Below are 25,393 nucleotides of genomic sequence, written 5' to 3' on the forward strand. Positions count from 1 at the left end.
CTGCCGATTTCCGGCCGGTTCCTAAGAAATTTCTTACAGGAACCAGCTGACGATGGCCCCACCCAGCGCCAGGAAGGGGTGCATGAAGAAGCTGAGCGAGCCGGTGAACAGCAGCAGCAGGACGATCATCGTGCCGTAGGGTTCGATGCGCGAGTACTGCCAGGCCAGTTTGTGCGGCAGCAGGCTGAAGACGATACGCCCGCCGTCCAGGGGCAGCAAGGGCAGCAGGTTCAAGGCCATCAGCACCAGGTTGACCATCACGCCCGCATAGGCCATCTTCAGCCAGAACCCGTCCAGCCCCCCCGCTTCGGACAGCAGGCGCAGGATCAGGGCCCACAGGATGGCCATCAGCAGATTGGCGCCCGGCCCGGCCGCCGCCACCCACAGCATGTCCTTCTTGGGACGGCGCAGGCGGCCGAAGTCCACCGGCACCGGCTTGGCCCAGCCGAACAGCAGCCCGGGGCTGCCCAGCAGCTTGGACGCCAGCAGGATCATCAGGGGCACCAGCAGGGTGCCGACGGGGTCGATATGGCGCGCCGGGTTCAGGCTGACCCGTCCCATTTGCCACGCGGTCGGGTCGCCCAGGGCGCGCGCCGCGAAACCATGCGCCGCCTCGTGCAGGGTGATGGCGAATATGACGGGGATCGCATAAATGGCGATCGACTGGATGAGATCGTTCATGAATCAGGCGATTCCTAACTGGGCGGGGTCGCCGCGGCCCAGGCGCAGCACTTGGGGATCGGCGCCGGTCAAGTCGATCACCGTCGTCGATTGCGCGGGACAGGCGCCGGCATCGACAATCGCCGCCAGCTCATGTTCATAACGTTCGCGGATGAGTTCGCCATCGTTCAGCGCCTCGGTTTCGCCGTCGGGGATCAGGGTGGTCGACAGCAAGGGTTCGCCCACCAGTTCCAGCAAGCCCAGCGTCACGGGATGCTCGGGTACCCGGATGCCTATGGTCTTGCGCGAAGGATGGGACACGCGCCGGGGCACTTCGCGCGTGGCTTCCAGGATGAAGGTGTAGGGACCGGGCGTGGCCGCCTTCAGCAGGCGGTATTGGCGGTTGTCGACCCGGGCGAAATGGCCGATCTGGGCCAGATCACGGCAGATCAGCGTAAGATGATGCCGCTCATCCAGACCTCGCAAGCGACGCAAACCGTCGGCCGCGGCTTTATCATCCAGCCGCGCGATGACCGCGTAGCTTGAATCGGTGGGAACGGCGGCCAGCCCGCCGTCGCGCAGCAACTGCGCGGCCTGCTTCAACAGGCGAGGCTGGGGGTTCGCGGGGTGTACGGAGAAAAATTGCGCCATGCGATTATCCTAACATCCTGCATTGCGGCATCCGCGCGTGCGATGCCAGAAGGAGATGACTCATGCGCCTGGACGATTCCCGCGAAAGCGACAATGTGGAAGACCGCCGCGGCTCCGGCCCGATGATAGGCGGACGCGGCACCATAGGCATAGGCACCATCGTGCTGGCCCTGGTGGCGATGTACTTTGGCGTCGACCCTCGCATCGTCATGGAATTGGCGGGCGGCGGCGCGCCGACCCAGCAACAGCAGCAGGCGCCGGCGCGTACGCCACCGGCTGACGACAGTCGGGCGCGCTTCGTCGCCAAGGTACTGGGCGAGACGGAGGATACCTGGACCCAACTGTTCAAGCAGTTCGGCAACATGCCCTACACCGATCCCAAACTGGTGCTGTATACCGGCGCCACGCCCACCGCCTGCGGTACCGGCCAGTCCGCCATGGGGCCCTTCTACTGCCCCGGCGACAGCAAGGTCTACCTGGACATGTCCTTCTTCGACGAGATGAAGCAGCGTTTCCAGGCGCCCGGCGAATTTGCCCAGGCTTATGTCATCGCTCATGAAGTCGGCCATCACGTGCAGCATCTGCTGGGGATTTCCGGCCGGGTCGATCAGTTGCGGCGGCAAAACCCCTCACAGGCCAATGCGCTATCGGTCCGCCTTGAACTGCAGGCGGACTGCTTTGCCGGCCTCTGGGCCAATCACGCCGACGCCGCGCGCCACATCCTGGAACAGGGTGACGTGGAGCAGGCCTTGAATGCCGCCAGCGCCATTGGTGACGATCGCCTGCAGAAACGCAGCCAGGGCTACGTGGTGCCGGACACCTTCACCCACGGCACGTCGGCGCAGCGGGTGCGCTGGTTCAAGCGCGGGCTGCAGTCGGGCGACATCAAGCAGTGCGATACGTTCGGCGCCACCCAGCTGTGACGACAGCTTAGCGCGCCGGGAAACCCGTCAAGGCGTCGACGATCTCGCGGCCGTGCGATACCGCTGCGTGCACGGCCTCGGCCGGGCTGTAGACGAAACCACCGTCGACGAAGCAGGGAATCGGATACGTATCGGCGTCCTGCTGCAGCGAAGCGGGAACGACCTCCACGACAGCCGTGAAGATGGGCGCGCTGGATGACTTATCGATCTTGCCAGTGCTCTGCAAACCACGCGCGACCTTGGCGGTCAGGCGGAAACCTTTATAGACGTGATGATTTTGGTGCACTACAGGACCCCTCTCATTTATAGGGAGAATAGCCGTGTGTCGTGACAATTCGCGGAATATTTTGTAACGCTGAAATGACTAAAGGTTAAATAGGAATTACCCGTACGCGCTAACTCCAGCCTCAACTTTATGGGGTCGCATGGAAATGCCTATGGGAATTAACTCAGGCATGAGAATTGCTGAGCATCCTGTTGATAAAAACAGGTACGTGGGTGGACACGCATGGTCACGTTGTTCCATGGCCACGGCCGGCACGGAGAATCCATATGCTGACTAAAGAACAACTCAACGTACTCAAGGCCATCCACAGCGGCGACGCGTTCGCGGACAACCCGCACACGGAGCTCCTGCTGGAGCGCGGGCTGCTGTCACGCCAGCCGGGCATGAAAGGCCTGGCCGTAACCCCTGCCGGCCGGCGCGCGATGGGCCTGGGCGAGGCGTTCGGCGATTCGATTCTCGACGCGATCCTGCCGGGTGAAGGCGCCAATCAGGCTGTGAAACCGCACTAAGAGCACATAAAAGCCAGGGGCCGCTGTTCAACGTCAGCGGCCCCTGGCAGTTCCTGTTCATCGCAGGTGGCGCCAGGCGGCCCGGTTGTTGAACAGAGCCGCCGGCGCATCAGTGACTGACGAGGTCAAGCACCTTGCTTCAATGCCGCGGCGATCTGCTCCGCCATGCCCGTGAAGCCCGCCAGGTACTGCGGGCTTTCCGAACTGGCTTGCAAATTGGCATGGTTCTGGGTCAGGCGGGCTTCAATGGCCTCGCTCAGTCCAGGGGTGCCGCGCGCGACATGCAGGGTGCACAGCAAGGCGCTGGCCAGCGCACTGATCTGACCACCTTGGTGGGCGATGGTCTGTGCGACCAAGGCCAGTTTTTCATCGGTATCCATGATTTTCCTCGCTAATCGATGCAAATGCCGGCGGCAACGGCGAGCGTCGGGAAGCGTAATAAAGACGGCGCATCCCTTGGAAACCGCTCCGGGACTGAACGCGCGGCCGGCGAGCCCGCGCATCCTAACATGGCGGTATCCGGGCCCTGAGCACGCTGGACGGACTGCAACTTCCGACGGGCTTGGCGGCGCAGCGTTGTCGTGCCAAGCTTTGGCTGGCACGGCGAGCAACACAGCGTATGTACAAGTAGAAGGATAAGCAATCCATGACCAAGCCCGTCAAGATCACCCTGCTCACTCTCGTGGTCGTGGCCGCCCTTGTCGCGCTGGGCGCTGCCCTGGCCACCCATATGGTCGTGGGCCGTATCAATGACGTGCTGGGCGACCAGGGCCATGCCGAGCAGATCCACGTCGGCCTGGACGAAATCGTCCTGGAGAATGTCGAGATCGGCGCGCCGCCGGACTGGCCCGCGCGCCAGACCCTGCGCGCGGCCCGCGTCGTGGTGATCCCGCAGTGGCGCTCACTGCTGTCCGACGAAATTTCGCTGGAACGCATCACCGTCAGCGATTACTACCTGACCCTGCTGCGCCCACGCAATGGCGCCATCCGCTATCTGCCGACCTTGCGCGAGCATCGCGATGAGGAAGCGTCGGGAACGGACAAGGATGGCGACGGCACGGCGCGCCGCCGCGCGGTGAACATCGACAAACTGGAATTGCGCAACGGGCACCTGGATTTCTACGATGCCGCGGTCGCCACCCCGCCCTACAAGGTGCCCCTGGACGAGTTGAATGCCGACATCGGCCCGGTGCGCCAGCCCGCCTCGGATCAACACACGCAACTGCATGCGCAGGGGCAGATGGTGGGCAAGAACCGGCGCGGGAAGATGGAACTGGAGGGCTGGGTGGCCTTGCCCAGCCACGATGCCGACATTCAGGTACGCCTGCGCAGCGTCGATGTGGCCCTGGTCGCGCCCTATCTGCAGCGCCGGTCCCCGGCGGCGCTGGCGGGCGGGCTGATGGATCTGGACATGCGCACCCAGGTACAGAAGGACCAGTTGCACGCGCAGGGCCACATCACGCTCACCGACCTGAAATTCGCTGACGGCGACGCGCCCTTGCTGGCACTGCCGCGCAAGGCGGTATTGGCCGCGATGGAAGACCACAAGGGCAAGGTCAGCTTCGACTTCTCGCTTGCCGGCAACCTGCATGATCCGAAGTTTTCCATGGACGAAAGCCTGGCCATGCGCGTCACCGCCGGCTTCGCCAAGGTACTGGGGGTCAGCGTCGAAGGCGTGGCGGGCGGCGTCGGCGACGCCGTGAAGGGCCTGGGCGACGCCTTGGACGGACTGCTGAAGAAGTAAGCAGGCGGCACAGGTCTTGCGTCCGTGCAGCCGTCTTCGGCTTCGGATCTGGACCATGACCACGCCACGTTCTCCCTCCTCGAATCGAGAGCTGCCCACCGCGCCCGGGCAGGCCCGGCAGCAGCCACAGCACCAGGTGCCGCCTTCCCGGCGGCGCATGGGCTTGCGCCCTGGCCATGCGTCGGGCGTGCATGCGCTGTTCGAGCGCTTCGCCGCCAAGGTCACATCATGGACGGGATCACCACTGGCGTTCGGCATCGCGTTCGGAATGGTGGTGGTCTGGGCCGTGACGGGCCCCGTCTTCGGCTACTCGGAAACGTGGCAGTTGGTGATCAACACCGGCACGACCATCGTCACCTTCCTCATGGTGTTTCTGATCCAGCAAAGCCAGAACAAGGACAGCCATGCCGTGCACCTGAAGCTGGACGAATTGCTTTGCGCAATCGTGGAAGCGGACAATCGCCTGGTCGACATCGAAGAACTTGACGACCATGAGCTCGATGAGATGGCCGACCGCTATCGGCGGCTGGCGCAACGTGCCCGCGCGCATCGCCGCGAGATGCAGCAACGCGGCGCGGGCGATGGTGAGAATGAATGAAGTGGGCTGGACGCCCGGCAAGCGCGATCAGGGCGCCTCGATCGTACGGATCGAAGCGCGGCGCATCAGTGTCAGGCCACCCAGCCGGCATCGGGAACCGCCGGACCCGGAGTGGGTAAAGGCGGGGATTTGGGCTTCTCACCGGCGGGAGGCACGTCCGGCGGAAGACCGACATCGGGCAATCCAGGCGGCGTGGTGGGATCCGGGGTGTGGGGAACGGGAATATCCGGATTCTCGGGCAGACCCGGGGTGCGGGTGTCGGCAGGTTTCATGGCAGATCTCCTTTTGACGACTGCTGGAACAAGTGCGCTCAAGGTAAATGAGCGCCACGTGAACTCGAGTTGATTTCACTGGACCGCAACTTGCATGCCCCGCCCTGACCGCTCAGACAACCGGGACGGGTGCCATCCTCTCTTGCGACGCCTCCCAACTGGCGCGCGACCGGGAGCGGGCCGGCAGCGGCTCCACGAACGACGCCGATTGCACTGCGGGTACGCGTCGCACATCGATGAAGACGGCATGGCCTGTACCCATCACCGCGTTGCGCGCGCGGTATCGCAATGATGCCCGCTCCGATACCTTCACCACATCCGCCGAAACACCGCGGCCAACCAGGTAGGCGCTGACCTCATGTGCACGTGGCACTCCCATCTCTTCGAACATGAGGTATTGCGAATTGATTTCCACGCGCGTCATGTCGCACGCCCGTATGCTCCTGGCCAGGTCATCCAGGGTGCGCACGAGCCCCGGGGAAAAGTCCTTGCGCGACAAGGGCACATCCTCCAGGCGCATGGTGAACGGCTGCGCCACGCCGATTCCTGGGCTGCCCGAATCGCAGTGCGCATAAGTGAGCGACACTTCGACCCCGAATCGCAGAGCCAGGCCCATGCCGTGTTCGCGCAGCTTCCTTACCTGCTTGACCTTGACATGCACCTGCGCTTCGTCGATGCCGGCGGTGAGCAGGTATTCCTTGATGGCATCGACGCGCGCCTGGGCCTTGCATTCATCCTTCACCAGCAGGAAATAGGCAGCCAGGTCGACACGATCCACGGCCTTGGTGCGACAGCGAACCACGATGTCATCCAGCTTGCGTCGCAGCCCCGCGTCGAACTCCGCGATTTGCTCGGGGACGTTCAACACGTCCTCGGAGGTCTGCGTGCTACCTGAACGGGGCCCCGAGGACACGGGCGCGGCAGCGGTTTCCTGCCGGGCGACGAGCTCCGCGCGAAACTCACTTCCTGCCGCGGCGGCACTGCCTTCGCGGCCTCCGGCTTCGGCTTCGGCCTTGACCATGCGGCCTGTGCAGGTGGCAGACAGGTCGGTGGGGGAGCTCATGATGATGTGGTCATAGACGTAGCAGCCACGCAGACCGGCATCGCAGGACATACGGGTCATTCGTCCTCCAGATAGCCGATGTTCATGCCGCTGGAACGGGGCAGGTAATGGACCAGGTAATCCGTCGAGGGCTGCAAGTGCTGCTGGATCACGTCGGCCAACGCCGTACTGAACACGGCCAGGCATTGACCGGTCGACGGGTCCATGACGGTGATGCCATCTGGGCCATGCTCATGGCCGACGCCGGCCAGGGAAATCATCAGCGCTTTCTCGTCGCCCTGCAGGACGATGCTCGCGTGCTCGTCGAGTGTCGCGCGGATTGCCTGGAACTGGTCCGCCCAGGACACGGGCTGCAAGGATTTCGCGGGGAGCGGCGGTGCGCCCACGATGTCATATCTTTTCAGGAAATCGAGTCCTTCATCACGGCGCTTGCCCTGCATCACCAACATAAGTTGGCATAGCGTGCTGGGCGTCAGGGATGGCGCATGGCTGTCATCCGGGACGAGCAGCCAATCCGCATAGCCCAGGTCGCTTTCCATGGAATAGGCCAGATAGCCCGCCCCCTTGTGGCGGGGGGCGTAGTAGCCATCCAGAACCGAATAGCACACCGTTTCGTCCGGTCCTGGCGAGCAGTACAGCAAGGAAGCGGTATCCATCGCACTGTCGATGGACGAACGCTTGCGCGAGACGGCTTCGTGGGAAGGATGCATGCGGGCGCGCGAGGTGCCGGCGGTGACGGTAAAGCCGGTGCTGACGCCGGCGGCGAAGCCGGCGCTGGACCCGGCGGGGCGGCGCGGATCCGCGGCAGGCTCGGCGGCTTGGCTCGCGGCTTGGCTAACCGAGCGCGATCGCTCGCCGGAGAAACAGGAAAGGGAGTTACCCATGAACATTTCCCGCCAAGGCTTTGCCGCGTGTCCGCCACAAGCAAGTATCGATCGAATTTCCCACCAGACTCCCCTCCATTGCGAAAGCAAAATATCTGAGTCGGTTGCGGATTCTTCTGCAAGGTTCCCTTTAATTGCGGAGCAGGGCAAAAAAAAACGCGCCCAAAAGGGCGCGACGTCGCACAGGCCTGACACAAGAAGAAGGCGCTTTGGGCCGCAGGCCCAAAGCACAACGTGGGGCAGGTTAATTACCTGGGCACCCGGCGGGGTGCCCAGGTAATGACCGACCATCTCGGCGTCCGGGAAAGAAGCCTGAGGCGTCCGGCAGCGCTGCCTACTCGTATTTCTTACCGTTCTCCAACAATTCGGGCGTACCGATCAAGGCATTGAGCTGGTCGAAGTCCAGCATCGAGTCGCGCCAGGGCGCGGTGCTGCCGTGTTCGCGCAGGCTGCCGTAGTAGCGCTGCAGCATGAATGAAACGGCGCGTGCGGTGCCGCCCGGGAAGATGACGATGGAAAAGCCCTTGGCACCCAGTTCCTGGGCGCTCTTGACCGGCGTCAGGCCGCCTTCGACCATATTGGCCAGCAGCGGCACCTTGCCCTTGAAGCGGCTGCAAGCAGCTGCCATCTGTTCGTCGGTACGCAGGGCCTCGACGAACACGGCGTCCACACCGCATTCACGGTACTGTTCCGCCCGGTCCAGGGCCGCTTCCAGGCCCTCCACGGCCACCGCGTCGGTGCGCGCCAGGATCAGCGTATCGGCGCTATGGCGTGCATCCAGGGCCGCCTTCAGCTTGCCGCACATTTCCCGTACCGGCACCACGCTCTTGCCGGCCAGATGACCGCAGCGCTTGGGAAAGCCCTGGTCCTCCAGCTGGATCATCGCCGCGCCGGCCCGTTCGAAACCGCGCACGGTACGCTGGGTGTTCAGCGCATTGCCGAACCCGGTATCGCCATCGACGATCACGGGCGTCTGCACTCGCTCGGTAATGCGCGCCAGGGTCTGCTCGACTTCGCTATAGGTCGTCAGGCCCACATCGGACCGGCCCAGACGGGTATAGGCGATGGACGCGCCCGACAAATACAAGGCGTCGAAACCGGCCTGCTCGGCGATCAAGGCGGAAAAGGCATCGTAGATGCCCGGGGCCAGAACGCAGTGGCCACTGGAGATTTTCTGTTTGAGGGTATTCGGCATCATGTCCTCGTATCAGTCGGATGGGAAGCGCCGGCATCACACCCGGCGGAAATGATCATCAGGAAATATTCGGCCTGTTCAGGGCTTTTACCCCGGGCTTTCACCCCGGGCTTTCACCCCGAGGCCGTCACAACATCAACGCATGGGATTCGCCTTCAGGCTGCCGTCGGCAAGACGGCGCTTGAGCTGCGGCAACAGGCCGCCGGCCTGCACCATGTCGCGCAGGAAATCGGGGATCGGTGCACAGGCCAGCGCCGTACCGTCGTCGCGCAACACGCGGCCGCCTTCCAGGTCCAGCCCGATGTGCTCACCCTCGGCCAGGATCTCGGCCTGCGGGCAGGTCAACAGCATCAAGCCGACATTGAAGGCGTTGCGGAAATACAAGCCGCTGTAGTTGGGCGCGATCACCGCGCTGATGCCCAACGTCACCAGCGCGGCCGCGGCCTGCTCGCGCGACGAACCGATGCCGAAGCCGGGCCCCGCCACCAGCACATCGCCGGGCCGCACTTGGGCGGCAAACTCGGGCCGCACGCGCTCCAGGCAATGTTGCGCGATTTCCTCGATGCTGAATTTCATGTAGGCGCCAGGCGCCAGTTGATCGGTATCGACGTCGGCGCCCAAGCGCCATACTCGGTGGGAATTCATCGCTGTCCTCCTGTCAAGCCAGCATGTCGCGCGGATCCGCCAGGCGGCCGGCGACGGCGGCAGCGGCCACCGTGTAAGGGGAAGCCAGATAGACCTGCGCCGTGCGCGCGCCCATGCGGCCCTGGAAATTACGTGCAGTGGAAGCCACCACATTGGCCCCTTCTGGAATGGAGCCGCCGTAGCCCGAACAGGCGCCACAGGAATTGGGCAGCAGCTGCGCGCCTGCCTGCATCAGGATCTCCATGGTGCCTTCTTGCGCCGCCTGCTGTTGCGCCTGCGCGCTGGCGGGCGCCACCATCAGCGTCACGCCGGCCGCTACGCGCCGGCCCTTCAGCACCTGCGCGGCGGCGCGCAGGTCTTCCAGCTTGGCGCCCGTACAGGCGCCGATATAGGCCACCTGCATGGGAACAGGCTCGTAGTCGCCGATCGGCCGCGAATTGGCCGGGCTGTGCGGCGCCGCCACATGGGGCGCCAGCGTGGCGGCGTCGAAGTCGTAGCGCTCCGCCGTCGCATCCGGGTCGGATTGCCAATGGTCGATATCGATGGCGGCGGCATCCGCGACGCCCGCCTGCGCCAGGTACGCCACGGTTTTCTCGTCGGGCGCCACCAGGCCAACCTGGGAACCGATTTCCGCCGACATGTTCGACAACGTCATGCGTTCCTGCATCGACAGGGCACGCACGGCATCGCCGCAGAATTCCACCGCCTGGTAATTGCCGCCGTTCATGCCGAAGCGGCCGATCATGTGCAGCATCATGTCCTTGGCCGTCACACCCGGCGTCAAGGCATTGTTCCAGCACATCATCATGGTGCGCGGTACCTGCACCCAGATCTCGCCGGTGGCGACCACGCCCAGCATCTCGGTACTACCGACGCCGAACATATAGGCGCCGAAAGCGCCGCCGGTGGGTGAATGCGAGTCGCCCCCCACGCACAGCATGCCGGGCCGGATATGGCCGTGTTCAGGTACCACCACGTGGCAGATGCCGATGCTGTCGTAGACATGCGGCAGGGACTGTTCCACCGCCCACTCGCGGGCGATACGCACGATGCGGCGCGACTCGTCGTCGGCCTCGGGCACGTAGTGGTCCATGACCAGAACGACTTTCTCGCGGTCCCAGATGCCCGTGCCCAAGGCTTCGAGCATGGGCTTCAGGCGGCGCGGACCACTGGAATCATGGAACATCGCCAGGTCGACGCGGCAGGTCAGGATGTCGCCCGGAACGACGGCGTCGCGGCCGCTGGCGGCCGCCAACAGTTTCTGGGCAAGAGTCTGTGCAGGCATGGTGAGCCTCTCGAAATCAGTGACGCCTGGCACCGGCGGGAGCCGCCGGCAACCAGACGGGAGTGCCCGACGTTTCATGCGCCTGCATGTCCAGGCGATATTCGAAACGATCGGGCCGGTAGCGGGCGTCCAGGTATTCAACCGGACGGCCGCTGGTATCGCGCACCAGTCGGCGGATATTCAGCAAGGCGGACGCAACAGGCACTTGCAGGGCCTGCGCGCTGTCCGGATCGGCCATGACGGCGGTCACCGTCTGCTCCGCGCCCATGACGCGTATGCCCAGGTCGCCAAAGATCTGCAACAACGGCTTGCTGCCCAGCGCCTTGCGCGAGATCCGCTTGCCGATGGCGTCCGGCACATAAGTCTGCAGATAGGAGAACACCGCGTCCTCATAGCTGCGCACCCGCACGGAACGATGCACCGGCGCGCCCACGGGCACCTCCAGGCGGCCCGCCACCGCGGGGGACGCCGGCTCGACCGCCAGTTCCAGCAGCTTGACCTGCGTATGCATGCCCATGCGGGAAAGATGCATCATCAGGGCATCGACGCTGGCGCCCTGCTGCGGCGTGGCCATCTCGGCCGGCGCCTGCGCGAAGGTGCCGCGCCCTTGCCGCCGTGACACCAGGCCGTCCGCCGCCAGCGTATCCATGGCGCGCCGCACCGTCAGGCGCGATACGCCGTAGGTTTCCGCCAGCGCATGTTCACCGGGCAGCGCTTCGTCACCGAAGTCGCCATCGAGCAGCCGCTGGCGCAGCAGCAGATAGACCTTGTGATAAAGCGGAAGCGGACTGGCGCCGTCACCCATCGTCTTAGTCCGGTGTGGCGCCGGAGGCCTTGACCACTTCAGCGTAGCGGTCGATGTCCTCGCTGACGAACTGCTTCAAGCCTTCCGGCGTGCTGCTCATGGCCTGGGCCGATTCCTGTTCCAGCAGGCGCTGGAAGTCCGGATCGGCGACGGCCTTGCGTGCGGCGGCGTTGAGCTTTTCCAATGTTTCCGGCGGCAGCTTGGCCGGGCCGAACATGGCGAACCAGGCATTGGATTCGAAGCCCTTGATGGCGCTGCCGATCGGCGGCACATTGGGCAGCACGGCCAGCGGCTTGTTGCTGGTCACACCCAGCGCCTTCAGATTACCCGCCTTGATGTGGGGCAGCGCGTTCAGCGTGCTGGCGAACATCATGTCCACCTGGCCGCCGAGCAGGTCGGTGATGGCCGGGGTGGTGCCCTTGTAGGGCACGTTGACGATGTCCAGGCCGGCCATCAGCTTCATGCGCTCACCCGCCATGTGCAGGGAGGAACCGATGCCGCCCAGCGCCATGGTGAACTTGCCAGGATGGGCCTTGGCCTCCTGGATCAGGCCGGCCATGTCGCTGGCGGGGAAGTCCTTGCGCACCACCAGTACGCTGGGCACGGAGGCCAGCATGCTGATCGGCGTGAAGTCCTTGCGCGGATCGAAGGGCAGGTTCTTGTACAGGGTGGCATTGATCGAGAAGCTGGTGAAGCTGACCAGCAGCGTATTGCCGTCCGCGGCGCTCTTGGCGACGTAGTCGGCGGCGATGTTGCCGCCGGCGCCCGGGCGGTTCTCGATGATCACACTGCGGCCGAGTTCCTTGGACATCTTGGCGCCGATGCTGCGGGCGACGGTATCCGTGGTGCCTCCGGGCGGCGCGCCGACGACGAGCCGGATCGGTTGGCCCTGGGCCTGGACGGTGGTGAGCGGGGAAAGTGTTGCCACGATGGCCGTGGCGGCCGCGAGCATGAGGACACGGCGAGGGATTGCCATGGTGTCTCCTGTATAGTTGTACTGATAAGCATACAACTAGAGGCGGACCTGTACAAGCGCGGGTTTTCCAAGGCGAGCCATTCATATGTGCCGTATTACGTGGCAACTTCTTCAGCGCGGCAGCTTCCTATCCTGGCAGGGATAAAGGAACGGCGAAGATGCGCGCCTGGCTGTCCAGCCAGCGGCTGAAGAGATGCGCTTCGCTGCTGGCCGAGGGATTCATGCCGTAGTAGTACCGGCCCATGGGCAGGCGCAAATCGGGCAGCGGACAGGCCAGCCGGCCTTCGGCCAGATCGTTGGCCAGCAGGGACACCGGGGCGATGGTAAAGCCCAGTCCGTCGATGGCGGCCTGCAGCACGAAGTGGGAATGGTCGAACAGGATCTGCGCCTTGGGCCGCAAGCGCCGGATGCCGAGATGCCTCTTCCAGTCGTCCCAATCCGTCCTGCGGGTCTTCGCCAGCAAAAGCGTGAGCGATGCCAGGGCAGCCGGTGCGTCGATGCCACGCATCAGGCGCGGCGCGCCCACCAGCAGGGCTTCGTCTTCCAGAAAGGGATGCATGTCCAGCGTGTCAGGCCAGTGCTCCAGGCCGCGCCGGATGGCGATGTCGTAAGACGCGTCCGTGGCAGTGGGCGCGGCGGGGACATTCAGCGGTGCAATGCTGGTGAGTATCCGCGGCTCGATGCCAGGATATTGCGCGACGAAATCCGACAGGCGTGGAATCAGCCAACGTACCGCGAAGGTAGGCCGCACATTGATCCGCACGGTCCTGCCCGCGGCCTGTGCCATGACTTCGCGTGCCGCTGCCGTAACCTGGTCCAGGGCCGGGCCGGCCTCCGCCAGGAACTGCTGGCCAGCCGCCGTCAGGCGTACTAGCCGCACACGTCGCTCGAACAGCGCCACGCCCAGGAAGTCTTCCAGCGTCTTGACCTGCCGGCTGATGGCGCCATGCGTCACGTGCAGGTCGACGGCGGCCAGGGTGAAACTCTGGCGACGCGCCGCCGCCAGGAAAGCACGCACGGCATTCAGAGGGAGTTGGGCAGCCATGCGTGAGATTTTATCACTCATGATCCGCACGATTCTCGTTTGTCATCGCGGTGAAATATGCGCACCATGGCGGCCATCATGAAAAACACCGCAGCGGTTCCCGACGCATCCCCCGATACCGGCACCCGCGCCGCCCCCGGCGAGTCCGCCGCAAAGGCCATGGCGGGGGCAAGCACGGAGGCCGCCAGGGACGCCACCATCAACGCCAATTCGCGCCGCGCCGCCGCGACGCTGGCGCTGACGTTGCCTGGCGACACCGTGCTGTACCTGCTGCTGCCGATGTACGCGGCGCAATTCGACGTGACGCTGGCGCAAGCCGGCATGCTGCTGGCGGCGAACCGCCTGGTGCGCATCGCCGGGTATGGCTGGGTGGCGCGCTTCTATGCACGGCACGGCGACCGTCCGACCTGCATGTTGGCGGCGCTGGCGGCGACGATCAGCGCGCTGGGCTATGCCACCCTGTCCGGCTTCTGGGCGCTGGTGCCGCTGCGCCTGCTGTGGGGGCTGGCCTTCGCGGCGCTGAACCTGTCGACGCAGGCGATGGCCACGGCCGATCCTCGCGGATCGGCGCGGCGCAACGGCCGCTCGCGCGCCATCATCGCCATCGGACCCGTGGTCGCGCTGCCACTGGGGGCATGGTGCGCCGATATGTGGGGGCCGCGCGTGATCTTCTTCGTCCTGACGCTGGCGGCGCTGGCTGGCGTGGCGGCCGCGCGTCACCTGCCTGCCCACCCGCACCCCGTCCCTTCGACGCCACGCCGCCTGCGCCTGCCCGGCAGCCTGGATACCTGGTCATTCCTGGAAGGCTTCACCCTGGATGGCCTGTTCATCATCGGGCTGTCCTACCTGGGCAAGGATCTGATGCCTGCCGGTTCGGTCATCGTGGCCGGCGCGGTGCTGGCACTGCGCTACCTGGGCGAGATCGTGCTCAGCCCCATCGGCGGCCGCATGGCCGAACGCTACGGCGCCGAACGCCTGCTGGTGAGCCTGTCGCTGTTGACGGCGGTGGTGCTGGTGGGTTTCGGCGCGGGCTGGATATGGAGCTGCGCCGCCGCCATCGTGGTGCTGCGCGCCTTGCAACTGCCCCTGTTGCCGCCCATCGTCGCCATGCGCACCCCGGGACCGGGCCGCGTGCAGGCGCTGGCGGCGCGTTCCGTGTGGCGCGATATCGGCGCGGGCACCGGGCCTTTGCTGGCCGGCCTGGTGCTGCCGCTCGTGGCGCCCGTGTGGATCTACACCGTCCCCGCCATCCTGCTGGCCCTGGCCGCGCTGGCCTGCGTGCGGCGGCCGGCGGCCTAGCACTGGGCCGGCGCAGGATCCCGCGCCCGGGTTGCCAGGCTGCCGCCAGCGCAGCGTCAAGCCCGCAGTTGCTGCGCCATGGCCTGCAGGGCCAGGGTGTAGCCCTGCACGCCCAAGCCCGCGATCACGCCTGTGGCCACGGTCGAAATGAGCGAATGCCGATATAGCTCATCGCGTTTGTGGATATTGGTGATGTGCACCTCGATCAAGGGCCGGCTCTGCAACTTGGCGCCATCCAGCACCGGCACGGAGAAAAAGGAAAAACCGGCGGGATTGAGGATGACGCCGGCATTCGCCTCGAACGCCTCCTGCAGCCAGTCGACCATCACGGATTCGCTATTGGTCTGGCGGAAATGGCAGCGCAGGCCCAGGGTCTCGGCCAGCGCCATGACGTCGGCTTCAATCTGCGCCAAGGTGGTGTGGCCGTATAGATGCGGCTCGCGCTTGCCCAGCATGTTGAGGTTGGGACCGTTCAGTACGTATACGAGTTCGGACATGGTGTTCTGCTTGTCGTGTTGCGATGGAAATACGGTTCAACGGCTGTTGCCGAGGCGGGTGGCGGAGTCGGTACGATTCATGTCGATGCCCCGGGTTTCCGGTCCCCACAGGATGGCGATCAGCGATATCACGTTCAGGGTGGCGACCAGGGCCACCACCGCCCAGGGCGACCCATTGCTGATGGACAGCAGCCACACCGCCACCATGGGCATGGGGCCGCCGGTCAACAGGTTCGCGCCCGTATAGGCCAGTGCCGATCCCGAGTAGCGCACATTGGTCGGAAAGGCCTCGGCGAACGCCACGGGCTGGATGCCGCTCTGGTATTGGGTGAAGCCCAGGAAGAGGCCCATGATCAGCAGCATGGGCACGAAGCTCCTGGTGTCCAGCACGGAGAAATAGACCAGCGAGATCAGCAGCGTGGCGATGGATCCCAGGGCCAGCGCCTTCTTGCGGCCGATGCGGTCGCTGAGCGTGCCACCCAGCAAGGCGCCGCCGATGGCGAACACATTGGCACCCATCAACAGCATGAAGGCATCCTGCTTGGGCACGCCCAGGGTCTTGGTGATGTAGCTGAGCGAGAACACCACGATCAGGTAGAACAAGGCGGCCGGCCCGCAGAAGAACAACATCCAGCGCAGCAGCGGCTTGTAGTGGAAGCGCACGGCATCGCGCAACGGATTGCTGACCTCGACGACATTGCTGGATCGCTGCATCTGCACAAAGGCCGGCGTCTCATGCACCTTGAGCCGGATGTAGACCCCCACGATCACCAGCAGGAAGCTGGCCAGGAAAGGCACCCGCCACCCCCACGCCTCGAAGGCGTCGGCGGACATGGACGCGGACAGGCCGAACAGCACGGCATTGGCGACGATCTGGCTAATGGGCGAACAGATGCCGCGCAGGCCGGAGTACTTGCCGCGCCGATCGGCGCTGGCGTGTTCGATGGCCATCAACTGGCCGCCGGTGGACTCGCCGCCCAGCGCGAAGCCCTGCACGATGCGCAGCAGCACCAGCAGGATGGGCGCCCAGACGCCGATCTGCGCATAGGTGGGCAGCAGGCCCATCAGGAAGGAGGACAGGCCCATCACCGAAACCGTTGCCAGCATCAGGTTGCGGCGGCCGAACTTGTCGCCCAGCGATCCGCAGACGATGGCGCCCAGTGGCCGCGCGGCCAGGCCCACGCCGAAGGTGGCGAGCGAGGCCAGCAAGGCCGACGTCGGCTCCATCGCGGGGAAGAACAATTTGGGCAAGACCGTGGCGGCCAGTGCGCCGTATAGCGCGAAATCCGTCCACTCCAAAGCCGTGCCTATGGTCGCGGCGGTTACCGCGCGGGTCTGCATGGCGCTGTCGCTGCCCTGCGCCGGTGAGGCGGACGCCGTTGCCGGCGTTGGTGTAGATGGCGCGGTGCTCGATGGTGTTGCCGCCGTGGTGGCGCTCGACGCTTGATTCATTCCTGTCTCCTGTCCCGTTATATCGGCATGGCGCTGCCAGCTGTCGTGTCGCCGGCTACCGCCACCGGCCGCGCGCTGTGGCGCGCGTCAAACCGGCGATGAGGATCTTAATGACAGAATTGGAACCCTGTTCCGAAGTGGAATCGCATGCCACAATGCGAAAAAATAGAACCAGGAGACAGGCAATGAGCGGTGTCATGGAGCGCACGCTGGCCATACTCGAACTGCTGGCCGGACAGGTCGGCGGCACGCCGTTGGCCTTCATCGCCGACGAGCTGGATATCCCCCGCAGCGCTTGCCATCGTTTGTTGACCGACCTCAAGAGCCATGGCTACGTCCGCCAGCTGCGCGAGCACGGCGACTACGTCCTGACCACCAAGCTGGTGGGCCTGGGACTGAGTTTTCTCAGCACGTCGGGCATCGTCGACATGGCGCAAACCACCCTGGACCGTCTGGCGGAAACCTCCGGTGAACTGGTGCGCATGGCGCTGGTCGATGGCGATCGCATCACCTGGGTGGCCAAGGCGCAGGGGGCCATCAAGGGGCTCAAATACGATCCTGACATGGGCATGGACACGCGACTGTCCTGCACGGCCACCGGCCACGCGTGGATGATGACCATGTCCGACGAACGCGCCGTGGAATTGGTGAGCCGGCAAGGCTTCGGACCGCCCAAGGACTTCGGACCGGCGGCGCCGACCACCATCAACGGCTTGCTGGCCTTCCTGGCTGCCGCGCGCAAGCGGGGCTATGCGACCATCGTGGAAGTCTTCGCGCCGGGCATGACCGCGATGGCGGCGCCCATCATGCGCAAGGGCTATCCGGCCACGGGTGTGATCAGCATCGCCGGGCCCTTGATCCGGCTGGATGAAAAACGCATGGCGGCGCTGGGCTCCGCCCTGTTGGCGGCCGCGGCGGAACTGGCCGCCGCCAGCCATGCTTCGCCCTTGTTCGAACGGTTCAAGTGATGATGGATTCAGGCGATGAACGGCTCATGCGATGAGCGGGCCACGCGATGGCGGGTCATGCGATGATCCCGCGCACTTCGCGCGCGAAGGCTTCCGTCGGCGTGCTCAAGGCGCGGTCGGCGCGCCGCAGCAGGCCTATCGGTTCTTCGGTGCCTTGCGTCACGATCGGCAGGACGGTCAACGCGCCCTCACCCGCCAGCCGTTTGATGGCTGACGTAGGCGCGGCCCAGACGCTGTCCGTGGTGCGTGTGACCAGGCTGCCCAGGTAGGCGTCGGCCGTTTCCAGGCAGCCGCGCGGCAGGGACAGTCCGTGCCGCGCCAGCAGGCTTTCCAGGCTGTGGCGCGGGATGGAACCCAAGGCCGGCACCACCAGCGGCCAAGCCACGGCGTCGGCCAGCCCGACGCTGGCGCGCGCCAGGGGATGGCCCGTGCGCACGGCGAACAAGAGCGGCTCCGGCCCCAGCGATTCGAACCACAGGCCTTCCATTGCGGCCGGGTCGTCCATGCGGCCCAGGACCAGGTCGAAAACGTCGGCCTTCAGGCTGTCGATCAGCATGCGGTTCATGTCCGTGCGCACGGTCAGGCCGACGTCTGGATGGCGTTGCCGGAAGGCGTTGACGGCATCGAGCAATAGGGCCGGGACGATGCTGGGCAAGGCGCCGATACGAACGCATTCGACCGGGTGCGTGGCGGCGCCGTCGAGACTTTCCGCGGCGGCGTCCAGGCCTTCCATGACGCGCAACGCATGCCGCAGAAAGCGCATGCCTTGCGCCGTCAGCGAGGTGCCGGCGCGCTGGCGCGTCAGCAGGCGCATACCCACCATGTCCTCCAGTTCGGTCAACGTCTTGGAGACCGCCGGCTGGGTCAGGCCCAGCTGCGCACCGGCACGCCCCAGGTGGCCCGTCTGCGCCACGGTCACGAAGCACTGGAGATGCCGCAGACGCACGCGGGAACGGAAAGGGGAAAGTGCACTTTCCATAATTAAATTTCATGCAAAACACGCGATAACTCAATTTACATGAATTATCTATCGCCCCATAGTCCTGGAAATTAGCCATCCAACGATAAATAGACGGAGACAGATGCGATGACCCGCCCGGCCCAGTACCGCCGTCCCTATTGGGACACCCAACCTGCATACCGCTTCGATCCCTACGGTTCGACCCATTTGCGTTCGCCCCAGCAGCCGCTGGTCATCCTGCCGCAGTCCTTGTCTGAAGTGACGGGCCCCGGGCTGGACACGTCATTCGTTAGACGCGACGACAACGACCTGACGGCGGGCCACGGCGGCCAGCCTGTCGGCGAACGCATCCTGGTCAGCGGCCGCGTACTCGACGAAAACGGCCGCCCCGTTCCGCATGCCTTGATCGAGATCTGGCAAGCCAACGCGTCCGGCCGCTATGTGCACGAACGCGACCAGCACGATGCGCCGCTGGACCCGCACTTCTCCGGCGAGGGGCGCGTGGTGACTGACGATCAGGGCCGCTATCAATTCAAGACCATCAAGCCGGGTGCCTACCCCTGGCGCAACCATTACAACGGCTGGCGTCCGCAGCACATCCATTTTTCGCTGTTCGGACGCGCGTATGCGACCCGGCTGGTCACGCAGATGTACTTCCCTGGCGACCCGCTGCTGGCCTTCGATCCGATCTTCAACTGTGTGCCGGATACCAAGGCGCGCGAGCGCCTGATCGCCACCTTCGACTGGGAAACCACGCAGCCCGAGTACGCGCTGGGCTACCGTTTCGATATCGTGCTGCGCGGCCGCGACGCCACGCCGATGGAGTGAGACCATGCTTTACGCCACCGCATCCCAAACCGTAGGACCCTATCTGCATATCGGCCTGGCGGACCGCTATTGCGACGACCTCACTCACGCTGCCGCCAGCCTGCACGACCGCCGTATCGTGATCGAGGGCCGTGTGCTCGATGGGCAAGGCGCTGCCGTGCCCGACGGCATGGTGGAGATATGGCAGGCCAATCCGCATGGCCGCTACGATCATCCGGACGACACGCGGGAAGCCTTGCCGCTGGTCGACGGGTTCACGGGCTTCGGGCGTGTGCCCACGGGGGAGGACGGGTCCTTCCGCTTCGTCACGGTGAAGCCCGGGCCGGTGCCGGACGTGCATGGCGCCCCGCAGGCGCCGCATATCCTGGTGTCGGTATTCATGCGAGGCCTGCTCAAGCATGTCGCCACGCGCTTGTATTTTCCTGACGAGGAAGCGGCCAATGCCAAGGACGATGTATTGCGGCGGGTGCCCGTCGAGCGCCGCGCTACGCTGATCGCGCGGCCGGGGAGCCATCACGTGCTGCAGTGGGACATCGTGCTGCAAGGCGAAGGGGAGACGGTTTTCTTCGATATCTGATTGGTTGAATGAGGTCTCCCCAAGGGCAGACCGCATGGGCCCAGGATGGAAAGAAAACGTTGTCTCCCCCTTGGAGAGACAACAGTGATCAATACGAAGAGAGAAGATGCATGCCCAGCTTTGCAGGCTTTGGGCTCACGGCCCCCATGTTTGGCAGTCCTGAAGCGTTGGAGATTTTTTCCGCGCAGGGTTTCATTCGCCGCATGCTCGATGTCGAAGCCGCGCTGGCACGCGCCGAGGCCCGTTGCGGGGTGATTCCCGCCGCCGCGGCGGCGACGATTACGCAGGTATGCCTGGCGGCAGATGACAATGCCGCCGACGGCCACGGCGTCGAGCGCAAGCACGTGACCGGCCACGGCGGCGTCCGGCATACCGTCATCGACGCGGATGCCTTGGCGCAGGCTGCGGTGGCGGCGGGCAATCTGGCGATTCCCTTCGTCAAGCAGCTGACCGCCGCGGTGGCGGCCCAGGACCAGGAAGCCGCCCGCTACGTACACTGGGGCGCGACCAGCCAGGACATTCTCGATACGGCACTGGTGCTGCAACTGGTCGACGCCCTGCAACGCCAGGACGCGCAACTGCTACGGCTGGCGGATGACTGCGCCACCCTGGCCCGCCGCCATCGCGACACGGTCATGGTGGCGCGTACCTGGCAACAGCACGCCCTGCCCACCACCTTCGGCCTGAAGGCCGCCGGCTGGCTCGACGCCCTGCGCCGCGACCTGGCCCGCCTGCACGCCACCCGCCTGCGCGTGCGCACGCTGCAATTCGGCGGCGCGGCGGGAACGCTGGCCAGCCTGGGCCCTCAGGCGCCCGACGTCGCCGCTTGCATGGCGGACGAGCTGGCGCTGTCGCCACCGGCCCTGCCCTGGCATACCCATCGCGATCGCCTGGTCGAAGTCGCCAGCACCCTGGGCATGCTGTGCGGCACGCTGGGCAAGATGGCGCGCGATATCTCCTTGATGATGCAGACCGAAGTCGCGGAGGTCGCGGAACCGGTGGGCGCCGGCCGGGGCGGCTCCAGCACCATGCCGCACAAGCGCAATCCCGTGGGCTGTGCCGCCGTCCTCACCATCGCCACGCGCGTGCCGGCGCTGGTGGCCACGCTATTCGCCGCGATGCCGCAGGAGCACGAACGCGCACTCGGAGCCTGGCAGGCGGAATGGGACACCCTGCCCACCCTCGTCATACTGGCCGCCGGCGCGCTGCGGCAGATGGGCGAAGTGATCGCGGGGCTGCAGGTGGATGAAGCCCGCATGCGTGCGAATCTGGACATGACCGGCGGCCTGATCATGGGCGAGGCCTACATGCTGGCCCTGGGCGAGCGCCTGGGCCGCCTGCCGGCGCATCATCTGGTGGAGCAGGCCGCGCGCGCGGCCACGGCCACGGGCATGACGCTGCGCCAGGCGCTGCAGGATCGCCTGGCCGCCGACCCGGCCCTGGGCGGCCTGCTGGATGCCGCCACCCTGGACAGCCTCGGCGATCCCACCCGCTACACTGGCCAGGCCGCGCATTTCGTCGATGCGGCGCTGGCCGAATGGCAGGCGGCGCGAGCGGACAATGCCCGTGGAACCGTCCCTGGCGGGTAAGCTAGCCCGCCTTGGCATCATGGCCGCGATGAGCGACCAGGCGCTGCCCGGTGGCGGCCGCCACGTTGGCGCGGCATCGTCGGCTGCGCCAGCCGCATGAAACACCCCATTACGGAGACAATCTTGCCTGCCCCAGAGAATGACACCGAACGCTATGAAGCCGGCCTGCAGGTGCGCCGCGAAGTGCTTGGCACCGAACACGTGGACCGGTCGCTGCAGCGCCTGACGCCGGTAAACGAAGAATTCCAGAATCTCATCACGCGCTACGCCTGGGGCGAGATCTGGACGCGTGAAGGGCTGCCGCGCCACACGCGCAGCCTGCTGACCATAGGCCTGATGGTGGCGCTGAACCGCAACGAGGAATTGAAACTGCACCTGCGCGCGGCGCGCAACAACGGCGTCACGCGTGACGAAATCAAGGAAGTGCTGCTGCAGACCGCCATCTATTGCGGCGTCCCGGCAGCCAACTCCGCCTTCCATTTGGCGGAAGAAATATTCACCAGCCAGGACGCCTCGGGCGAGACCTGAAGGAGGGCCTGGGCCCGGGCCGGGCCGGACGCGCACCGCACCGCCCAGCCGGGCCTGGGTTGAGTCCAGCAACAACCTACACCTGGCCTGATCCCCGCCTGCGAACCCGGTTTTCAGGACCCGCCGGGCCAATGAATGCGATACTCGTCCCGCCATGGCCGGGCAGGCCCACCCGCCGCCCGTGCCGCAAGTATCCATTCATTCAAGGTATCTATCGATGAAGCACTACGACTACATCGCCATCGGCGGCGGTAGCGGCGGCATCGCCTCGGTCAACCGGGCGGCCTCTTACGGCAAGAAGTGCGCGCTGATCGAGGCGAAAGAACTCGGCGGCACCTGCGTCAACGTGGGCTGCGTACCGAAGAAAGTCATGTGGCACGCGTCGCAGATCGCCGAGGCCATCCACCAGTACGGCCCGGACTACGGCTACGACACCAAGGTCGAACGCTTCGACTGGGCCCGCCTGATCGAGAACCGTACCGCCTACATCCATCGCATCCACGCCTCCTACGAATCCGGCCTGGATCGCAACAAGGTGGACGTCATCCGCGGCTACGGCCGCTTCATCGATTCCCACACCATCGAAGTGAACGGCGAACGCATCACCGCCGACCACATCCTGATCGCCACGGGCACCCAGCCGGCGTGGCCGGACATCCCGGGCGCCGACCTGGGTATCGACTCCGACGGTTTCTTCGACCTGCCCAGCCTGCCGCCCCGCATCGCCGTGGTCGGCGCCGGCTACATCGCCGTGGAACTGGCTGGCGTCATGCACGGCCTGGGCGCGAAGACCCACCTGTTCGTACGCAAGGACTCCGCTCTACGCAACTTCGATCCCATGTTGCGGGAAACCTTGATGCAGATCATGGATACCGAAGGCCCCGAGGTCCACCGCCAGTCCGTGCCCAAGGCCGTCTTGAAGAATGCGGATGGCAGCCTGACCCTGCAATTGGACAACGGCGAGATGTGCGTCGTCGACTGCATCGTGTGGGCCATCGGCCGCGTACCCGATACCAGCGGCCTGGGCCTGGACGCCGCCGGTGTCCGCGTCGACGGGCGCGGCTACATCGAATCCGACAAATACGAACGCACCAACGTACCGCACATCTACGCGGTGGGCGACATCACCGGCAAGATCGAGCTGACTCCCGTCGCCGTGGCAGCCGGCCGGCGCCTGTCGGAACGGCTGTTCAACAACAAGCCCGACGAACATCTGAACTACGAGAACGTCCCCACCGTGGTGTTCAGCCACCCGCCCATCGGCACGGTAGGCCTGACCGAACCGCAGGCGCGCGCGCGCCACGGCGATCAGCAGGTGAAGGTCTACCAATCCGGCTTCACGGCCATGTACACGGCAGTCACCAGGCATCGGCAGCCGGCGCGCATGAAGCTGGTGTGCGTGGGGCCGGAGGAGCGCATCGTCGGCATCCATGGCATCGGCTATGGCATGGATGAAATCCTGCAGGGCTTCGCAGTGGCCCTGAAAATGGGCGCCACCAAGAAGGATTTCGACGACACCGTGGCGATCCATCCCACTGCATCGGAAGAGTTCGTCACGATGCGGTGATGCGGCGGGATCTCGACACAATCGCGAATACCGAAAGGTTAGGAAGAGTTAGTTTGTAACCATTAAAAGCTCTTCCTCGGCAATTCCTTGTTGGAAATTGCAAGAATACTGCCAGAATCGACAATTGGTGTCACATTGAAAGACATACCCTTACATATCCCACCCCTAATCTTCGTCACCCTAGAGGCACTGCGTAGGCAGGAGGATTAGGCCCTAAGCATGACCCGCCCCCCCCCCACTGCCCTCGGAGCGCAAGGACTTGTGCAACCTCGGGCGGCCGTAACGACAAGCCGCCGCAACAGAGATGGCTGGGGAAGACAATGAAATACGTAAATCGCGTTTCCATGTCCGTGCTGGCGGCCGCGTTCGCCACGGCGCCGATCCAGGGCTATGCGGCGGTCTACAGCAACGGCACCAACACCGCCACGTTCGCGGTCACGCTGACGATCGCGGCAAACTGCACCATCGCCGCCAATCCCCTGGCCTTCGGCTCGCAAGGCGTGCTGGCCACCGCGGTCAACCAACAGACCACGCTGGCCGTCACCTGCACCAACACCACCCCCTACAACATCGGCCTGGATGCCGGCACCGTCACCGGTTCGACCGTGGCGGCGCGCCTGCTGGCGGGCACCGCCACGGGCAATACCGGCACCACGGTGGCGTACCAGTTGTACCAGGACGCCGGCCGCACCACGGTCTGGGGCAATACCCAGAGCACCAACACGGTGGCCGGCACGGGAACGGGCGCGGCACAGACCTTGACGGTGTACGGCCAGGTTGCCCCGCAGAACACGCCGCGGCCGGATACTTACCAGAGCACGGTCACCGCCACGGTCTTCTTCTGACGTGGGCCGCAACGCCTTCGCGGGCGCCCTGTTCTACGCGCTGTTCTACGTATTTGCCACGGCAACCACCGCGCACGCCGCCAGCCTGCAGATCACGCCGGTCATGGTCAATTTGCGCCCCGACGAGACCGCCACCGCCATCACCCTGAGCAACGACGGCAGCGAGCCCATCTATGGCCAGGTGCGGGTCTTCCGCTGGGACCAGGCCAACGGCGAGGACGCCCTGGCGCCCACCCAGGACATGGTGGCCAGCCCGCCCCTGATCGAAATGGGCCCGGGCGCGCGCCAGATCATTCGCCTGCTGCGCACAGGCCCCCAGGCCCCACAGGCCGAACAGACTTTCCGCATCCTGATCGACGAAATCGCACCGCCGGAGCTGGGCACGCAGTCCGGCGTCACGGTGCGGCTGCGTTACTCGGTGCCTATCTTCATCACACCTGGCGCCGTGTCGCCGCCGACTCTGGCTTGGACGGCCCAACGCGTCGGCGGGCAGTGGGTATTGGAAGCCCGTAACGACGGCGGACGGCATGCCCAGGTTGCCGCCGTCCAGCTGGTTTCCGGGGAGCGCGTCTACGACATCAACAAGGGTTTGCTGGGCTATGCGCTGGCCGGCCGCACGCGACGCTGGCAGTTGTCGCTACCTCCCGATGCCGTGCTGAAAGCACCGCTGAAACTGCGCGCCCGCATCAACGCCAATCCCGCCGAAGCCGCCGTGACCTTGTCGCCGGGGCCGTGAAGGCG

General features: G+C 65.3%; 29 protein-coding genes. 13 read left to right on the forward strand and 16 right to left on the reverse strand.

Translation table 11 applies throughout. From position 1 onward, the window contains the following. Positions 1–33 precede the first annotated feature (33 nt). On the reverse strand, positions 34–681 hold the full coding sequence (locus tag CEY05_RS11835) for a site-2 protease family protein (RefSeq protein WP_088601017.1): 648 nt from the start codon (positions 679–681) through the stop codon (positions 34–36). A gap of 3 nt (positions 682–684) precedes the next feature. Continuing rightward, complete coding sequence (locus CEY05_RS11840) at positions 685–1,311, reverse strand: L-threonylcarbamoyladenylate synthase (RefSeq protein ID WP_088601016.1); 627 nt, start codon at positions 1,309–1,311, stop codon at positions 685–687. A gap of 62 nt (positions 1,312–1,373) precedes the next feature. Between CEY05_RS11840 and CEY05_RS11845 the strand changes: the two genes are divergently transcribed. Continuing rightward, entirely contained in the window at positions 1,374–2,234 is an 861-nt protein-coding gene (locus CEY05_RS11845) for a neutral zinc metallopeptidase (RefSeq protein WP_198952741.1), read from the forward strand. A 7-nt stretch (positions 2,235–2,241) separates the two neighbouring features. On the opposite strand, the gene CEY05_RS11850 is transcribed toward CEY05_RS11845, so the two are convergent. Continuing rightward, positions 2,242–2,520, reverse strand: coding sequence for a hypothetical protein (locus CEY05_RS11850; RefSeq protein WP_088601015.1), 279 nt, complete (start codon positions 2,518–2,520; stop codon positions 2,242–2,244). Between the two features lie 266 nt (positions 2,521–2,786). On the opposite strand from CEY05_RS11850, the gene CEY05_RS11855 reads away from it, so the two are divergent. After that, positions 2,787–3,029 carry a hypothetical protein gene (locus CEY05_RS11855; RefSeq protein ID WP_088601014.1) on the forward strand — a complete coding sequence of 81 codons (243 nt, stop codon included), beginning with the start codon at positions 2,787–2,789 and terminating at the stop codon, positions 3,027–3,029. 125 nt (positions 3,030–3,154) lie between these two features. Here the strand turns inward: CEY05_RS11855 and CEY05_RS11860 are convergent, their stop codons facing one another. Then, entirely contained in the window at positions 3,155–3,409 is a 255-nt protein-coding gene (locus CEY05_RS11860; RefSeq protein WP_088601013.1) for a hypothetical protein, read from the reverse strand. A gap of 266 nt (positions 3,410–3,675) precedes the next feature. Between CEY05_RS11860 and CEY05_RS11865 the strand changes: the two genes are divergently transcribed. Next, positions 3,676–4,773, forward strand: coding sequence for a DUF748 domain-containing protein (locus CEY05_RS11865; RefSeq protein WP_088601012.1), 1,098 nt, complete (start codon positions 3,676–3,678; stop codon positions 4,771–4,773). A gap of 157 nt (positions 4,774–4,930) precedes the next feature. Continuing rightward, positions 4,931–5,371 (forward strand): low affinity iron permease family protein, encoded by a 441-nt coding sequence (locus tag CEY05_RS11870; protein WP_088601011.1) that lies wholly within the window; start codon positions 4,931–4,933, stop codon positions 5,369–5,371. A 71-nt stretch (positions 5,372–5,442) separates the two neighbouring features. Here the strand turns inward: CEY05_RS11870 and CEY05_RS30925 are convergent, their stop codons facing one another. From CEY05_RS30925 to CEY05_RS11910, 9 genes are all read right to left on the reverse strand, one after another. Then, positions 5,443–5,643: a hypothetical protein gene (locus CEY05_RS30925; RefSeq protein WP_143220401.1), complete on the reverse strand. Its 201-nt coding sequence runs from the start codon at positions 5,641–5,643 to the stop codon at positions 5,443–5,445. Between the two features lie 112 nt (positions 5,644–5,755). Beyond that, entirely contained in the window at positions 5,756–6,766 is a 1,011-nt protein-coding gene (locus tag CEY05_RS11875) for a hypothetical protein (protein ID WP_088601010.1), read from the reverse strand. Beyond that, positions 6,763–7,590, reverse strand: a complete 828-nt coding sequence (locus CEY05_RS11880; RefSeq protein WP_088607523.1) for a hypothetical protein — start codon at positions 7,588–7,590, stop codon at positions 6,763–6,765. Before CEY05_RS11880 ends, CEY05_RS11875 begins: the two co-directional genes overlap by 4 nt. 334 nt (positions 7,591–7,924) lie before the next feature. Further along, positions 7,925–8,788 carry an oxaloacetate decarboxylase gene (locus tag CEY05_RS11885; protein WP_088601008.1) on the reverse strand — a complete coding sequence of 288 codons (864 nt, stop codon included), beginning with the start codon at positions 8,786–8,788 and terminating at the stop codon, positions 7,925–7,927. 132 nt (positions 8,789–8,920) lie between these two features. Further along, entirely contained in the window at positions 8,921–9,430 is a 510-nt protein-coding gene (locus tag CEY05_RS11890; protein ID WP_088601007.1) for a 3-isopropylmalate dehydratase, read from the reverse strand. Between the two features lie 13 nt (positions 9,431–9,443). After that, positions 9,444–10,715, reverse strand: coding sequence for a 3-isopropylmalate dehydratase large subunit (locus CEY05_RS11895; RefSeq protein ID WP_088601006.1), 1,272 nt, complete (start codon positions 10,713–10,715; stop codon positions 9,444–9,446). A 16-nt stretch (positions 10,716–10,731) separates the two neighbouring features. Then, positions 10,732–11,520, reverse strand: coding sequence for a GntR family transcriptional regulator (locus tag CEY05_RS11900; protein ID WP_088601005.1), 789 nt, complete (start codon positions 11,518–11,520; stop codon positions 10,732–10,734). A 4-nt stretch (positions 11,521–11,524) separates the two neighbouring features. Continuing rightward, entirely contained in the window at positions 11,525–12,496 is a 972-nt protein-coding gene (locus CEY05_RS11905) for a tripartite tricarboxylate transporter substrate binding protein (RefSeq protein WP_198952742.1), read from the reverse strand. A 127-nt stretch (positions 12,497–12,623) separates the two neighbouring features. Then, on the reverse strand, positions 12,624–13,562 hold the full coding sequence (locus CEY05_RS11910) for a LysR substrate-binding domain-containing protein (protein WP_088601003.1): 939 nt from the start codon (positions 13,560–13,562) through the stop codon (positions 12,624–12,626). Between the two features lie 138 nt (positions 13,563–13,700). Here CEY05_RS11910 and CEY05_RS11915 point away from each other — a divergent pair, with 138 nt between their 5' ends. Beyond that, entirely contained in the window at positions 13,701–14,840 is a 1,140-nt protein-coding gene (locus CEY05_RS11915; RefSeq protein WP_088601130.1) for an MFS transporter, read from the forward strand. Positions 14,841–14,896: 56 nt separating this feature from the next. On the opposite strand, the gene CEY05_RS11920 is transcribed toward CEY05_RS11915, so the two are convergent. Together CEY05_RS11920 and CEY05_RS11925 are read right to left on the reverse strand one after the other, a co-directional pair. After that, positions 14,897–15,337: a type II 3-dehydroquinate dehydratase gene (locus CEY05_RS11920; protein WP_088601002.1), complete on the reverse strand. Its 441-nt coding sequence runs from the start codon at positions 15,335–15,337 to the stop codon at positions 14,897–14,899. A 36-nt stretch (positions 15,338–15,373) separates the two neighbouring features. Beyond that, positions 15,374–16,678: an MFS transporter gene (locus tag CEY05_RS11925; RefSeq protein ID WP_088601001.1), complete on the reverse strand. Its 1,305-nt coding sequence runs from the start codon at positions 16,676–16,678 to the stop codon at positions 15,374–15,376. A 296-nt stretch (positions 16,679–16,974) separates the two neighbouring features. Here CEY05_RS11925 and CEY05_RS11930 point away from each other — a divergent pair, with 296 nt between their 5' ends. Next, entirely contained in the window at positions 16,975–17,757 is a 783-nt protein-coding gene (locus CEY05_RS11930) for an IclR family transcriptional regulator (RefSeq protein ID WP_088601000.1), read from the forward strand. 55 nt (positions 17,758–17,812) lie between these two features. Here the strand turns inward: CEY05_RS11930 and CEY05_RS11935 are convergent, their stop codons facing one another. Further along, positions 17,813–18,736, reverse strand: coding sequence for a LysR substrate-binding domain-containing protein (locus CEY05_RS11935; protein WP_088600999.1), 924 nt, complete (start codon positions 18,734–18,736; stop codon positions 17,813–17,815). Between the two features lie 108 nt (positions 18,737–18,844). Here CEY05_RS11935 and pcaH point away from each other — a divergent pair, with 108 nt between their 5' ends. The 7 genes from pcaH (at position 18,845) to CEY05_RS11970 (ending at position 25,388) form a co-directional block, all read left to right on the forward strand. Next, complete coding sequence (gene pcaH / locus CEY05_RS11940; protein WP_088600998.1) at positions 18,845–19,546, forward strand: protocatechuate 3,4-dioxygenase subunit beta; 702 nt, start codon at positions 18,845–18,847, stop codon at positions 19,544–19,546. A 4-nt stretch (positions 19,547–19,550) separates the two neighbouring features. Next, positions 19,551–20,123: a protocatechuate 3,4-dioxygenase subunit alpha gene (gene pcaG, locus CEY05_RS11945; RefSeq protein ID WP_088600997.1), complete on the forward strand. Its 573-nt coding sequence runs from the start codon at positions 19,551–19,553 to the stop codon at positions 20,121–20,123. A gap of 110 nt (positions 20,124–20,233) precedes the next feature. Further along, positions 20,234–21,712 carry a 3-carboxy-cis,cis-muconate cycloisomerase gene (locus CEY05_RS11950; RefSeq protein WP_369825924.1) on the forward strand — a complete coding sequence of 493 codons (1,479 nt, stop codon included), beginning with the start codon at positions 20,234–20,236 and terminating at the stop codon, positions 21,710–21,712. 123 nt (positions 21,713–21,835) lie between these two features. Next, positions 21,836–22,240 (forward strand): 4-carboxymuconolactone decarboxylase, encoded by a 405-nt coding sequence (gene pcaC, locus CEY05_RS11955; protein WP_233161474.1) that lies wholly within the window; start codon positions 21,836–21,838, stop codon positions 22,238–22,240. Between the two features lie 217 nt (positions 22,241–22,457). Further along, entirely contained in the window at positions 22,458–23,807 is a 1,350-nt protein-coding gene (gene gorA / locus CEY05_RS11960) for a glutathione-disulfide reductase (RefSeq protein ID WP_088600995.1), read from the forward strand. A gap of 344 nt (positions 23,808–24,151) precedes the next feature. Beyond that, positions 24,152–24,652, forward strand: coding sequence for a spore coat U domain-containing protein (locus CEY05_RS11965; RefSeq protein WP_369825935.1), 501 nt, complete (start codon positions 24,152–24,154; stop codon positions 24,650–24,652). Position 24,653: 1 nt separating this feature from the next. Beyond that, complete coding sequence (locus CEY05_RS11970; protein ID WP_233161475.1) at positions 24,654–25,388, forward strand: molecular chaperone; 735 nt, start codon at positions 24,654–24,656, stop codon at positions 25,386–25,388. The last annotated feature ends 5 nt before the right edge of the window (positions 25,389–25,393 follow it).

Origin of the sequence: Achromobacter sp. HZ34 (assembly GCF_002209485.1) — a bacterium.
Classification (GTDB): Bacteria; Pseudomonadota; Gammaproteobacteria; order Burkholderiales; family Burkholderiaceae_B; genus Bordetella_C.

Bases quoted from the DNA above. Each gene is read 5' to 3' on its own strand.
- CEY05_RS11840 (WP_088601016.1), bottom strand. From the start codon at position 1,311: ATGGCGCAATTTTTCTCCGTACACCCCGCGAACCCCCAGCCTCGCCTG.
- CEY05_RS11895 (WP_088601006.1), bottom strand. From the start codon at position 10,715: ATGCCTGCACAGACTCTTGCCCAGAAACTGTTGGCGGCCGCCAGCGGC.
- CEY05_RS11915 (WP_088601130.1), top strand. From the start codon at position 13,701: ATGGCGGGGGCAAGCACGGAGGCCGCCAGGGACGCCACCATCAACGCC.
- gorA (WP_088600995.1), top strand. From the start codon at position 22,458: ATGAAGCACTACGACTACATCGCCATCGGCGGCGGTAGCGGCGGCATC.
- CEY05_RS11885 (WP_088601008.1), bottom strand. From the start codon at position 8,788: ATGATGCCGAATACCCTCAAACAGAAAATCTCCAGTGGCCACTGCGTT.
- CEY05_RS11910 (WP_088601003.1), bottom strand. From the start codon at position 13,562: ATGAGTGATAAAATCTCACGCATGGCTGCCCAACTCCCTCTGAATGCC.
- CEY05_RS11860 (WP_088601013.1), bottom strand. From the start codon at position 3,409: ATGGATACCGATGAAAAACTGGCCTTGGTCGCACAGACCATCGCCCAC.
- CEY05_RS11870 (WP_088601011.1), top strand. From the start codon at position 4,931: ATGGGCTTGCGCCCTGGCCATGCGTCGGGCGTGCATGCGCTGTTCGAG.
- CEY05_RS11835 (WP_088601017.1), bottom strand. From the start codon at position 681: ATGAACGATCTCATCCAGTCGATCGCCATTTATGCGATCCCCGTCATA.
- CEY05_RS11865 (WP_088601012.1), top strand. From the start codon at position 3,676: ATGACCAAGCCCGTCAAGATCACCCTGCTCACTCTCGTGGTCGTGGCC.
- CEY05_RS11890 (WP_088601007.1), bottom strand. From the start codon at position 9,430: ATGAATTCCCACCGAGTATGGCGCTTGGGCGCCGACGTCGATACCGAT.
- CEY05_RS11855 (WP_088601014.1), top strand. From the start codon at position 2,787: ATGCTGACTAAAGAACAACTCAACGTACTCAAGGCCATCCACAGCGGC.
- CEY05_RS11900 (WP_088601005.1), bottom strand. From the start codon at position 11,520: ATGGGTGACGGCGCCAGTCCGCTTCCGCTTTATCACAAGGTCTATCTG.
- CEY05_RS11920 (WP_088601002.1), bottom strand. From the start codon at position 15,337: ATGTCCGAACTCGTATACGTACTGAACGGTCCCAACCTCAACATGCTG.
- CEY05_RS11905 (WP_198952742.1), bottom strand. From the start codon at position 12,496: ATGGCAATCCCTCGCCGTGTCCTCATGCTCGCGGCCGCCACGGCCATC.
- CEY05_RS11880 (WP_088607523.1), bottom strand. From the start codon at position 7,590: ATGGGTAACTCCCTTTCCTGTTTCTCCGGCGAGCGATCGCGCTCGGTT.
- CEY05_RS11965 (WP_369825935.1), top strand. From the start codon at position 24,152: ATGTCCGTGCTGGCGGCCGCGTTCGCCACGGCGCCGATCCAGGGCTAT.
- CEY05_RS30925 (WP_143220401.1), bottom strand. From the start codon at position 5,643: ATGAAACCTGCCGACACCCGCACCCCGGGTCTGCCCGAGAATCCGGAT.
- CEY05_RS11875 (WP_088601010.1), bottom strand. From the start codon at position 6,766: ATGACCCGTATGTCCTGCGATGCCGGTCTGCGTGGCTGCTACGTCTAT.
- CEY05_RS11930 (WP_088601000.1), top strand. From the start codon at position 16,975: ATGAGCGGTGTCATGGAGCGCACGCTGGCCATACTCGAACTGCTGGCC.
- CEY05_RS11935 (WP_088600999.1), bottom strand. From the start codon at position 18,736: ATGGAAAGTGCACTTTCCCCTTTCCGTTCCCGCGTGCGTCTGCGGCAT.
- pcaH (WP_088600998.1), top strand. From the start codon at position 18,845: ATGACCCGCCCGGCCCAGTACCGCCGTCCCTATTGGGACACCCAACCT.
- CEY05_RS11950 (WP_369825924.1), top strand. From the start codon at position 20,234: ATGCCCAGCTTTGCAGGCTTTGGGCTCACGGCCCCCATGTTTGGCAGT.
- CEY05_RS11845 (WP_198952741.1), top strand. From the start codon at position 1,374: ATGCGCCTGGACGATTCCCGCGAAAGCGACAATGTGGAAGACCGCCGC.
- pcaG (WP_088600997.1), top strand. From the start codon at position 19,551: ATGCTTTACGCCACCGCATCCCAAACCGTAGGACCCTATCTGCATATC.
- CEY05_RS11925 (WP_088601001.1), bottom strand. From the start codon at position 16,678: ATGCAGACCCGCGCGGTAACCGCCGCGACCATAGGCACGGCTTTGGAG.